The organism is Luteolibacter sp. SL250 (genome assembly GCF_026625605.1).
In the GTDB taxonomy this organism is placed as follows: Bacteria; Verrucomicrobiota; Verrucomicrobiia; order Verrucomicrobiales; family Akkermansiaceae; genus Luteolibacter.
In genome coordinates this window covers 3,880,445-3,892,323 of the sequence record NZ_CP113054.1, presented here as the reverse complement: position 1 = coordinate 3,892,323, position 11,879 = coordinate 3,880,445, and the positions used below count along the sequence as shown (strand labels likewise).

The 11,879-nt window shown below is 64.4% G+C and carries 10 protein-coding genes; 7 read left to right on the top strand and 3 right to left on the bottom strand.

Translation table 11 applies throughout. From position 1 onward, the window contains the following. Positions 1-10 precede the first annotated feature (10 nt). From OVA24_RS16920 to OVA24_RS16910, 3 genes are read left to right on the top strand one after another with little or no spacing between them, the layout of a single operon-like run. On the top strand, positions 11-493 hold the full coding sequence (locus OVA24_RS16920; RefSeq protein WP_267671259.1) for a hypothetical protein: 483 nt from the start codon (positions 11-13) through the stop codon (positions 491-493). A gap of 42 nt (positions 494-535) precedes the next feature. Further along, the gene (locus OVA24_RS16915; RefSeq protein WP_267671256.1) at positions 536-1,027 is read left to right on the top strand and encodes a hypothetical protein; all 492 of its coding nucleotides are present in this window, start codon (positions 536-538) and stop codon (positions 1,025-1,027) included. Between the two features lie 52 nt (positions 1,028-1,079). Further along, entirely contained in the window at positions 1,080-1,592 is a 513-nt protein-coding gene (locus tag OVA24_RS16910) for a hypothetical protein (protein ID WP_267671253.1), read from the top strand. Positions 1,593-1,602: 10 nt separating this feature from the next. Here the strand turns inward: OVA24_RS16910 and OVA24_RS16905 are convergent, their stop codons facing one another. After that, on the bottom strand, positions 1,603-2,076 hold the full coding sequence (locus tag OVA24_RS16905; protein ID WP_267671250.1) for a hypothetical protein: 474 nt from the start codon (positions 2,074-2,076) through the stop codon (positions 1,603-1,605). 232 nt (positions 2,077-2,308) lie between these two features. Next, complete coding sequence (locus OVA24_RS16900) at positions 2,309-3,178, bottom strand: alpha/beta hydrolase (protein WP_267671248.1); 870 nt, start codon at positions 3,176-3,178, stop codon at positions 2,309-2,311. 638 nt (positions 3,179-3,816) lie between these two features. On the opposite strand from OVA24_RS16900, the gene OVA24_RS16895 reads away from it, so the two are divergent. Together OVA24_RS16895 and OVA24_RS16890 are read left to right on the top strand one after the other, a co-directional pair. Beyond that, positions 3,817-4,569 (top strand): hypothetical protein, encoded by a 753-nt coding sequence (locus tag OVA24_RS16895; RefSeq protein ID WP_267671244.1) that lies wholly within the window; start codon positions 3,817-3,819, stop codon positions 4,567-4,569. Positions 4,570-5,132: 563 nt separating this feature from the next. Beyond that, positions 5,133-5,621, top strand: coding sequence for a hypothetical protein (locus tag OVA24_RS16890; protein ID WP_267671243.1), 489 nt, complete (start codon positions 5,133-5,135; stop codon positions 5,619-5,621). 295 nt (positions 5,622-5,916) lie between these two features. Here the strand turns inward: OVA24_RS16890 and OVA24_RS16885 are convergent, their stop codons facing one another. Further along, positions 5,917-7,278, bottom strand: a complete 1,362-nt coding sequence (locus tag OVA24_RS16885) for a Gfo/Idh/MocA family protein (protein ID WP_267671240.1) — start codon at positions 7,276-7,278, stop codon at positions 5,917-5,919. A 417-nt stretch (positions 7,279-7,695) separates the two neighbouring features. Between OVA24_RS16885 and OVA24_RS16880 the strand changes: the two genes are divergently transcribed. Together OVA24_RS16880 and OVA24_RS16875 are read left to right on the top strand one after the other, a co-directional pair. Beyond that, positions 7,696-9,939, top strand: coding sequence for a DUF1549 domain-containing protein (locus OVA24_RS16880; RefSeq protein WP_267671237.1), 2,244 nt, complete (start codon positions 7,696-7,698; stop codon positions 9,937-9,939). A gap of 150 nt (positions 9,940-10,089) precedes the next feature. Further along, entirely contained in the window at positions 10,090-11,409 is a 1,320-nt protein-coding gene (locus OVA24_RS16875; RefSeq protein WP_267671234.1) for a DUF1501 domain-containing protein, read from the top strand. The last annotated feature ends 470 nt before the right edge of the window (positions 11,410-11,879 follow it).

Below are 11,879 nucleotides of genomic sequence, written 5' to 3'. Positions count from 1 at the left end.
CAATCAAAAGATGTTCCGTCTCCACCTCAGAGGTGCGCTGCTTGCTGCTGTTATCACGTTGGTGATATCCGATGGGCTCCATTTCCTTATGTTTTTCATCTATTGGAGCATGCGGATAGGTGATATTCTTGATTGGAGATACATCGAACCTTATCTGATGGAGCAGCCAGGTGTCATCCGTATCATTTTGGAGATTTTGGTGAAACTATCCATTCCGCTCGCCATCCTTTGGCGCGCACCCCGTTCCCGAAGGCTGCTTTCCAATCCATGGATGGCGGCGGCCTGCGGTGTATGCCTCTGCTTCCTCCTGCTTCCGCTATTGCTCGGGTTTCCGGATGAAGGGATTCTCCGCAACATGATCAAATGGTACTCGGAAACGTTCGTCTTCCTCGGTCCCATCACGTTCATCCCGGGCGGGCTTTATTTCTTCCTCCATTCCTTCTTCATCCGGCAGGCTCTCGGGAAAAAAGCATGGCTGGAAACGCGGGCGTGACCTTCCCAATATCCACTCTCCGATCATCAATATTCAATCCAGATGCTCCGCCTCCACCTACCCCGTGCCCTGCTGGCGGCTGGCATCGCGCTGGCGATGTGTGGGACGCTGCCGCTTCTCTGGATCACCGTCCACCTTCTCCTGATGGCACCCGCACTCCCCTTCGGTCCTAACCTGCGGCTGGCGTTGAGGGCGCAACCGTTGATCTTCCTGTCCTTCGCGCTGCTGCTCGTAATGCTGTCCATCCCCATGGCCGTCCTCTGGCGCAGAGAGAACCCACGCCGCACGCTGTCCATCCCATGGATGGCAGCCGTCTGTGGTGCCTGCCTGGGCATCCTCCTGTCTCCGCCATGGTATGTGATTATCATCGCCCTGCATGGTGAACTTTTCAGGCTGTCACTGTCGAACTACCTGGAGATCATCCACGTGCTCGTCCCGTTCTCCGCCATCACCGGCGCGCTTTATTTCTTCCTCCATTCCTTCTTCATCCGGCAGGCTCTCGGGAAGAAGGCATGGCTGGAATCGCGGATGTGATCTCCACATCCCCCAATATCAAATCCCTCAATCACCCATCTCCAATCCACCCATGTCCCATCTCCACTTCACCCGCGCGCTGTGGGCCGCCGGCATCACGTTGTCCATGGCGCCGGCTGTCATCCTCATCATCGAGATTGTGGAGCGGTTGGTGAGGGGGCGCACCGTGGTCAGCGCCAGCATGCTGGAACGCTTTGTCGATGAAGTGCCGCGCATGACCGGTATCTTCGGTGTGCTGCTGCTCATGGCGGCTGTTCCCATGGTGGTGCTGTGGCGGCTGTCCGCGACGCGGGGGTGGTTCGGGCGGTCATGGGTGGCGGGGGTTGCCGGTGCGGTCTGCGGCGTGCTGCTGGTCTGGCCGTGGATGGTGTCCTTCGCCATCTTCTTTCCCTACCGGCCCGCCATGACCTGGGATGACTTCCGGGAAGCCGCGCCCATCCTCGCGCCGCTGGCCGCACTGGCCGCCGGGCTGTGCGCGTTCCTCCACGCGTTCTTCGTGAACCGCGCCATCGGGAAAATGAAGTGGCTGGAGGAGCAGGGGAGGGACGTGCCGGGGCAGGGGTGATAGATCCGTCTCACACGATCTCCCTGTCCTCAAGCTGCTTCCAGCGCATGCCGCCCAGCACGGCCGCCAGCATGAGGTAGCACGGGGCCAGGCTGAGGAGCCATGCGATCCCGAGTATCTCCGGGCGGCGGGGGTGGAGCAACCAGGCGACCCCGTGGTTCAGGATGAAAATGCCCACCCCCACCGCATCCACCAGGAAACCCGCAGCCATGCCCGCCATGGCGAAGACCAGCAGACGGTTCACCCTCACCCGGCTGCCGATGAAGCGCATCATCCACCATCCGGCGGTCGCGCAGAAGACCAGCATCACCGGCAGGGAGACAACGGTCAGTCCACCGGAGACAACGGTGATCCCCAAGGAGCCGTGCCCCCCAGAAAAAACGATGACCGACAACCCGCCATAGAGGGAGCCGAGGATGGCCGCCACGCAGGCGATGTCCCACGTGTCCCGGATGTTGAGGTATTTCCCGCGCAAGATCGCCATCCTGCATGGAAGGAGCAGGGCGTTCAACCAACTTCAGGAGGGGCGCACGCCGTTGCGCCCGTGCGTTGAGGCCGGGCGACGTCCTATCCATGAAGAGGGCGCATCGGCGTGCACCAAGGGTAGCGAAGGTCGTGAGACCTTCGGCTGGGGGGAAGTCTATGGGGGACCGGAGCGGGTTTGTTGGATGACATGCACCCCGCCGAAGCTCTCACGAGCTTCGCTACGCATGTTCCTACTTCATCCACTTCTCCAGGAAAGCCAGCACCACCGGCCGCAGGTCCTGTTGCTTTGGCTGGAGGTCGAAGGAATGCGGGCCGCCCTCCACCTCGACGTATTCATGCCTCGCGCCCAGTTCCTTCATCTTCGCCACCAGCGCGCGCGAGTGGCTGATGTCGCACAGCTCGTCCTTCGTGCCGTGGGCGAGCAGGATGGGCGGGGAGTCCTTCCTCACCATGGCGACCGGGGAGCCCTTGCGGATGTTCTCCGCCGTTTCCTCCGCGGTCTTTCCGGCGAAGCGCGGCGCGCGTTTCGCGTCGATCTCCGTCGGCCCGTAGAAGTCGATGATGCAGACCACGTCGTTCCGCTGGTCCGTGTACAGCCCGCCCTTGTTCAGCTCCGCGTCATCCGCCGTCAGGCCCACGCACAGCGCGAGATGCGCCCCGGCCGAGCCACCGGACACGGCGACGCGCGCGGGGTCGATGCCGAACCGCGCGGCTTCCTGCCGGATGAAACGCAGCGCCGTCTTGCAGTCATGGATGTTGCGCGGCCACGGCGCGTCCTCCGGTCCGGCTTCCTTGTCCGCCACGTGGTAGTCGATGGAGAACGCCGCGTAGCCATGCTCCGCCAGCGTGCGGCAGACGTTCAGCTCGCGCTTCGCGGACTTGCTGCCGCCCACCCATCCGCCACCGTGGATCCAGATCACCACCGGGTCCGGCCCGGGAAAGCGGTCCTCCGCCGGCAGGTAGCCGTCCATCTTCTCCGTCCGCCCCTCGCCGAGAAAGGAGATGTCCTTCTCGATGCGGACCTCCCCGGCCATCGCCGCGGGAAAGATGGGCAGCATGAGCAAGGCGGCGGCGAAAGGGAACAGGCGGGCTTTCATCATGCCTGCCATCCAACGCCCGCGGCGGTGGAAAGGCAAGGCCGGGGGAGGGAACATCGAACATCGAACGTCCAACATCGAACAGTGAAGTGGAGAGAGGATGGAGGGGCGCACGCCGTTGCGCCCATGTGGTGAGGCCAGGGGACGTTCAATCCCGCGAAGAGGGCGCATCGGCGTGCGCCCCTCCAAGGGTAGCGAAGGTCGTGAGACCTTCGGCTGTGGGGAAGTCCATCGGCAGCCGGAGCCGGTTTGTTGGATGGCATGTACCCCGCCGAAGCCCGGAGGTCCGCTGCGCCAGAAGGTGCCACGCCATCCTTTCCGCGAACCGGACGTCACCCGGAAGGAAAGGAAGACAAGCCTCCGGATTGTCATCATGAGGCAATCCGGAGGCTTGCCTTCCTGACGCCTGCAACGCCTTACCTTTCCCCCGGCAAAGGCCGTGAGACCCTCGGCTGGGGAGACCCACCACGTATCCCACAATGCCACATGGCGAAGCATGGCATCCGGAGGGTGGCGGCGCAGGTTGGTGGCAGACATGCACCCGCCGGATCTCTCACGAGATCCGCCACGCCCGGAATCCGCCGCCTCTTTTCTGTTTGCCGCCACGCCCATCTGTCCGGCTATCATGGGAGACCACGCCGATGTCAGATGCCCGTCTCCGCCGCTACTTCCTGGGGGCGGCGTGCCTGTGGGCGGTTCTGAACATCGCGGGCGGTGTCTGGTGGCTGGCCGTGTCGTGGGATGAATACCGGCACCTCGACGACAGATGGCAATCGATCCTGGACGATCTCCCGGATGTCTTCCCGAAATCGGTTGGGATCGCCCTGGCGGTGGCGGGGTTCATTCTTTTCCTCGGGCTCACACGGCGGAAGCGGCTGCCGGTGTATGCCTCCCTCACGGCGGGTGGGGTGACGTGGTTTTTCGCCGCCTTCTCCATCGCCTGCCTGGAGAGGTTTTACGTGGCGATGTACATCAAGCACCACTCATCGGGAGGAAGCGGCTTTCCCCGGATGTCGCTTGTCAGAACGATCTTGCTCGAAACTATGGAAATCACCGGAAACCTCCTCGGCGGCTGGAAGATGCCGCTGGCGTTCGCGCTGCTGACCGGTCTGGGAATCTACGGGGTTTACCGTATTCCATGGTTCCAGCGGTGGTTCATCCGGCCCGCGTCGGCTGCTCCCGTCGGGTTGGCCGTCGGGGTGGTGGTCGTCCTGTCGTGGCACTGGTTCCACCTCCCGGGTTGGTATGACTTCTCATGCGGTGGCTACGACTACCCTGAATGGCTCGAGGTCGTCCTCGGCGCGGTCGCCGGCACCCTCCACGCCTTCCTCTTCTCCGGGCTGACACGCTACCTGTACGCCCGCATGGACTATTGGGAGGACCGCGCTCCGTGAAGAAGGTGCGGCGGAGTCTTTCCCGCGGATGCGGAAGACGCCGGTCTGAAGATTTGAGGGCAGAAAGGGGGGGCATTTGGCCCTCCATGTCGCTCCGCTCCATTGCGCTCCCAGCGTCCCTCCGGCGGGCTTGTCCCCGGCGTCCTCCTCCATAGAGAAGGCTTCACGACTTTCGCTACGTGGTGGCTCCAACTTCCGGGCTGCGGATATTTCGGACATCATGATTCCTCATGGGTTCCCACCCAGTTTGTGATCGGCTTCGGCTCGCTCCACGCGTTTCTCTTTTCCGTGGTATCGCGCCGCTTGGTGGCCCGGAGGGAGTATTGGGAGAGACGGGTGAACATCGAACATCGAACGTCCAGCATCGAACATTGAAGTGAAGAGCGCGTCCCTCCATTTGGCGTCGCTCGCAAGGGGTAGCGGAAGTCGTGAGACTTCCGGCTGTGGGGAAGTCCATGGTGGGCCGCAGCCGGGTATGTTTGATGACATGCTCCCCGCCGGATCTCTCACGACTTTCGCTACGTGGTTGATCCATCCCGCCGGATCTGCCAGCGTGGGCCATCATGCGGGTGCTATTCCTTCTGCCGATCCTCTGCCTGCTGGTGCTTTCCGGCTGCCGGAGGGAAGATGGCGCGCTTTACAAGGACCAGCTCCTGGAGGCCATCCGCACGGCGGATGCCATCCATGTCACGGAGCATTCGAGCCGTTTTGATCGCAACGACGGGGTGGACGCCCCCTTCCGCATCTACCGGGAGCTGACCCTGCCGCGGGATGCCGTGGAGGACTTCCACCGGGAGATCATCAAGGTGCCCTCGAAGACGAAGGACTATCTGACCGCTTGTATATTTGAGGATCATCACACCATTCGGTTCAAGAAAGGTGGCCAAACCACCAGCACCATGAGGATTTGCTTCAAGTGCCATCAGATCGAATGGGATGGAAGCCCCTGCCGTCCTCCTCTGGACTTGCTCAGGCACCTGGATTCCTTCCTTTCCCGGCACGGCTTCCAACCGGAAAGGGACTGGAGGGCGTTGGCACTCGCTCCGCCGTAGCCGGCCGGTCGGGAGCCTGTATGCCCCGCTGCCGGGAGCAGCAGGTGGAGCGAAGAAGTGATCATGGGGAGGGGCGCATCGGTGTGCCAGGGGTAGCGGAAGTCGTGAGACTTCCGGCTGTGGGGAAGCCGATGGGGAACCGGAGCGGTTTGTTCGATGACATCCACCCCGCCGGATCTCTCACGAGATCCGCTACGCTCCGGATCATCCTCTCCGCGCCTCTCTCCGCGACCTTCCTTTCTCCGCGTTTCGTTTCATCAAAAGCTCTCCGGCGGGGCTTATCCCCCGTACGGATCTACAGCGCCCACCCCTCCCTCGGCTGGCGGGAGAGGAACTTCGCCGCGCCTGCCACATCCGCGCGGAGGGCCTTTGCGTCCCACTGGATGCGGCTGCCGGTGCGGTAGGCGACATTGCCCAGGTGGTTGGCGATGGTGAGCGGCCCGGCATACGTGGCGAATGGACTGTCGGTCGGCGTGCCATTTTTGATGGCGTCCAGCCACTGGCGGTGGTGTCCCGGGGATGGCGGGATGCTGGCGGGCGGCGGGGTGAAGTCCTTGAAGACGTTTTCCGGCAGCAGCTTGTGCTTGCCGTAGTCGGAAATGAGCATGCCCTTGTCGCCGATGAAAAGCACGCCGCTGTCGAACTTTGCGAGCTGCGGGTCATCCTTCCACACCGCGGGTTTCATCGCCGCGCCCTGGTGCCAGTGGAGGGTGCAGGCGGGCATTTCCCCGCGCGGGCCGTATTCATAGCGGGCGGTCATGGCGGCGGGCGCCAGGTCCGGATGCGCCGGGCCGTTCGGCGAAGTGGCCTCCACGGACAGCGGGGCCTCCAGCTTCAGCGCCCACCATGGCAGGTCGTTCCAGTGGCTGCCAAGGTCCGACATGGTGCCGCTGCCGAAGTCCCACCAGCGGTACCACTTCGGTCCCGGGAGATAGACTGGATCGAACGGACGGAAAGGCGCGGGCCCCAGCCACAGGTCCCAGTCGATGTGGTCCGGTGCCTTCGCCCCGCCCGCCGGGCGCTCCGTCACGTGGAGGATGTCACCGTAGCGCTTCGCGTCCTCCGCGCTCTGCAGGCCCCAGCTCCGGGAAACATGGACATGGCACTCCCGCACGTGGCCGATGGCGCCGGACTGCACCAGCTCCACCACGCGGCGGTAGTTCTCTCCGGCGTGGATCTGCGTGCCCATCTGCGTGGCCACGCCCGCCTGCCGCGCCGCCTCCATGACCAGCGCGGCCTCCGCCACATTGTGCGTCAGCGGCTTTTCACAATACACCGGCAGCTTCCGCCGCAGCGCGGGCAGGGTGGCATAGGCATGCGTGTGCTCCGGCGTGGAGACGACGACGGCGTCGATGTCCTTGCGCTCTTCGTAAAGCTTGCGGAAGTCCTTGTAGCGGCCCGCGCCGGGAAACTTCGCCGCGGCGGCGTCCAGCGCGAGCGAGTCCACATCGCACAGCGCCACCACGTTCACCATGTCCGCGCTGGCGGTCACCCCGGCCAGGTTCCCGCCGCCCCGGCCACCCACGCCGATGAACGCGACGTTGATCTTCGCGTTGGGCGACGCGCCTTTCACGATCGCGGGAAAGCCGAGCGCCGCGCCTGCGGCGGTGGCCTGGAGGATGAAGCGGCGGCGGCTGGTGGTGACGGGCTGGGTCATGGTGGTGGCGTGTGGGTTTCCCGGACGGAATCGTCGGGCACACTCAGATACACGGCGCGCGTGCCGGTTCTTCGGTGCTTTTCCTTCATATGCTGATCCTTATTGGTCAGCGGGGGGGACAATGATCAAAACGAAACGCGGAGGCGCGGAGGTCGCGGAGAGGAGCGCAGAGTTTTCATTTCAATCTTCCCAAATGAATCATCCATGCCCGGAGAGAGAGGGGAATCTGGAATCGCCCGCTCCGCGTATCTCCCCGCGACCTCCGCGCCTCCGCGTTTCGTTTCATCCCCAATCCAAGACGCCGGTCTGGAGACCAGCGCTCCCAGCGGCCTCCGCGTTTCGTTTCATCCCCCCTCTCAAAAAAATCCCAAAAAATGCGAAACATTCGGGAAATTCCACAGTTACTACATCCTAGCCATGCAACCCTTCGGCAAAACCCTGCTGTTTTTCGCGTTTGCGCTCGGAATCGGATCCCTGTCGGCGAAGCCGCTCACGGCGAAGCAGGCGCAGGACGCCGCCGCCCGCATCGACTCGCTGCTCGGGCAGGACCTGAAGACGGCGAAGCAGCAACCGCTGGCCCGCATCGATGACGGCAGTTTCCTGCGCCGCGCCTACCTCGGCATCATCGGGCGCATCCCGACGGAGGAAGAGGCGCGCGCGTTCCTGGAGAACCGCTCGCCCGCCCGGCGGCAGGAGCTGGTGGACGCGCTCGTCGCATCGCCCGGCTTTGACAGCCACCTCTTCAACTGGACGGCGGACCTGCTGCGCGTGCAGACCGGCCAGCAGGAATTCGGCCTCGGCTGGCACGTCTGGCTGCGGGAGTCCCTCGCGGCGGACAAGCCGTGGGACGTCATGGTGAGGGAAATGCTCTCCGCCTCCGGCCACGCCGCGCGGAACCCGGCCGTCGGCTACTACCTGCGGGACCGGGCCATGCAGTTGGATAATTTCAGCAACTCCATGCAGGTCTTCCTCGGCCGCCAGATCGGCTGCGCGCAGTGCCATGACCATCCGTTCGACGACTGGACGCAGCATGAATACTACCAGATGGCCGCGTTCGGCGGGGGCTTCACCTACCGCAGCGCGGAGGTGACGGACACCACCCGGCGCGTGACCGATGCGCTCGGCCCGCCCATGCCGCCGCCGCTCCCCGCACCACAGAAGATCAAGCCGGAGGAGAAAAAGCCCGCGTCGAAGGTGAACGTGGAGAAGGACCCCGTGAAGGCACGCGCCGCCCAGCGGGCGAAGCAGGAAGCCGAGGTGAAGGCGAAGGCCGCCGAACGCGCCGCCCGCAACGAGCAGGTCCGCAAGCGCAACGAAGCCGTCAGCAAGCGCAACCAGGAGATGAAGCGCTACTCCAACATGCTCAAGCCGCTCTACCAGGACTTCAACCGCAACGCCATGTATGACGATCCGGCGAAGCTGCTGAAGCTCCCGGACGACTACGCCTACCGTGACGCGAAGCCGAAGGACGTCGTCCCGGCGGAGACCCTCTTCGGCGAGGAGCTGAAGGACGTGCCGCCGGCGGAAAGGCGCGCCGCCTTCGCGAAGTGGGTCACCTCGCGCGGGAATCCGTATTTCACCAAGGTCATCGCCAACCGGCTGTGGGCGCGCGCCTTCGGCCACGGCCTGCAGGACCCGGTGGACGACTGGAACGACGACAGCAAGCCGTCCCACCCGCAGGTCATGGCCTTCCTGGAGGAGGCGATGAAGGCGGTGGACTACGACCTGCGCCAGTTCTCCCGCATCCTCTACCGCACGGATCTTTTCCAGCGGGAGAATGATCCCGTGGAGCCGGAGCGCGGCGTGCCCCACCTGGTGCGCGGCCCCGCCCTCCAGCGCATGACCGCGGAGCAGCTCTATGACTCCATGCTCGTCCTCAACCGCGGCGCGGTGGATGACACCCCCCTGGCCGCCAACGTGAAGAAGTGGAACACCTTCACCGTGGCGGTGGAAAAGCTCCTCACCGGCGCGCCCCGCGAACTGGTCGCCCTGGGCGAGGCCACCGGCAAGGCGGAGCAAGCCTACCTGGACGCCCGCAGCGAGGCCCGCCAACTGCGCGCCAAGCTGAATGAGACGCGCGACGCGGACGAACGGAAGAAACTCACCGAGCTCATGAAGGCCGCCCAGAAGGCCACGGAGGAGAACAACCGCATGCGCAGCCCCATCAACGCCGCATCCACCCTCACCGGCGGGGACGCCATGGCCTCCGCGGGCATGTCCTCCATGGGCGGCATGTCCATGACCATGGAGGAAGACGGCGCGATGAACAACCGGGGCCGCGAAGGCGCCGCCCGCAACGCCGCCCGCGCGTCCGAGCTGTCCGCCCCCTTCAGCCCCGGCACCATCGTCCGGGAGTTCGGCGGGTCGGACCGCGGCACCCCGTCCTCCAGCCACGCCACGCCCACCGTGCCACAGGCCCTCGCCCTGCTCAACGACCCCGCCACCGACGTCATCGGCGGAAAGAAGACCATCCTCAACCAGCGCCTGGCAAAGGTCTCCTCCCCGGAGGAACGCCTGGAGATCGTCTTCCTCCGCATCTACTCCCGCCTGCCGGACGCGGGGGAAAAGGAACGCTACGCCCCGCTGGCCGCAGACCCGAACTCGCTCCGCGACCTCACCCGCGCGATGATGACCTCCAACCGCTTCCTGTTTGTTCCCTGAACCACCTGTCCTCCAGGACGAATCGAAATGAAATTCAACCGCAGATGAACGCAGATACACGCAGATGGAAGAATCCTATCCTTCTTTATCTTATCTGCGTACATCTGCGTTCATCTGTGGTTGATTGAATTATTTGTAGATAGCCAACCCATGAACCCGCACCAACTGAATGAACTCTCCCGCCGGGACTTCCTCGCCCGGACGGCCCGTGCCTGCTTCGGCCTGTCCATCGCCGGTTCCGCGGCGCAGCTATTCAGCCCGCAGGCGTTGGCCGCGGACCCCGCCATCCTCCAGGCCGGAGGCGGAAAGGCGAAGCACGTCATCTACCTTTATATGTCCGGTGGCATGACCCACATCGACACCTTCGACCCGAAGCCGGACGCGCCCGCGGAGTATCGCGGACCGACCAAGGCGATCGGCACGAACGTGGATGGCATCCAGCTCGGCCACTGCCTGCCCATGCTGGCGAAGCACATGGACAAGGTCGCGCTCATCCGTTCCCTCAGCACCACCCAGGGCGCGCACGAGCAGGGGAAATACCTCATGCACACCAGCTACACGCCGCGCGGGACCATCGTCCACCCGTCGTCCGGCGCGTGGGCCGCCCGCCTGGCCGGAGAGCAGAATGGCAGCATCCCTTCCTTCGTCCTCATCGGCGGTGGCAACCAGCACCCCGGCGGCGGCTTCTTTGAACCGCAATACTCGCCCCTCCCCATCGGGGATCCGCAGAAAGGCCTGCGCAACGTGAGGCAGCGCGCGGATACCAACGACGCCTCCTTCCAGCGCCAGCTCGACCTGCGCGTGCAGCTCGACCACGACTTCGACACCCGCTTCCACAAGGGCCAGCGGTCCGTCCGCGCCTACAACGAGGTCTATGACTCCGCCGTGAAGATGATGCACAGCAAGGACCTGGAGGCCTTCGACCTTTCCAAGGAACCGGCGGACTCCCGCGCCGCGTATGGCACGGAGCGTTTCGGCCAGGGCGTCCTGCTCGCCCGCCGTCTGGTGGAGCGCGGCGTGCGCTTCGTCGAGGTGGAGTACGGCGGCTTCGACTGGCACTCCGACAACTTCGAGCTGATGGAGGAAAAGATCCCCGTGCTGGACCAGGCGCTCTCCACCCTCATCTCCGACCTCCAGGCGCGCGGTCTGCTGGACTCCACCCTCATCGTCGTCGCCACCGAGTTCGGCCGCACGCCGAAGATCGTGGAGAACAACATGGGCCGGAACCATTTCCCGAAAGCCTTCTCCTGCCTCATGGCCGGCGGCGGCATCAAGGGCGGCCAGGCGTATGGCAAGACCGACGAGACCGCCTCCAACGTCATCGAGGGCAAGGTCGGCGCGTCCGACTTCAACGCATCCATCGCCTTCGCGCTCGGCATCCCGTTCGACCTCCCGCTCATGTCCCCGTCGAAGCGTCCGTTCCGCATGGGCGGCATCGACGGCAAGCCCATCGGGGCGTTGTTCGGTTGATGGGGTCTGGTCCGGCCCGCCGTTGCGGCGACAGGAGGGCAAGCCTCCGGATTGCCTCCAAATGACAATCCGGAGGATTGTCTTCCTTTCCCTGCGGTATCGTCCGGGTGATGGAGAAAGATCCACCGTCTCCTCCACCCGGGAGGATGATCCCGTCAGGGTAGCGGATCTCGTGAGAGATCCGGTGGGGTGGACGTCATCAGACAAAAAAGGCTCCGGTCCCCAAAGGACTTCCCCCCAGCCGAAGGTCTCACGACCTTCGCTACCCCTGCGCGTCCTTCGCTATCCTGCGTGGCGGATCCGGGGCGTAGCGGGATGGCTGCGCCATCACGGCGGGGTGCATGTCTTCCCGGGCGTAGCGGATCTCGTGAGAGATCCGGCGGGGTGGATGTCATCAGACAAAAAAGGCTCCGGTCGCCCATGGACTTCCCCACAGCCGAAGGTCTCACGACCTTCGCTACGCGGAATGG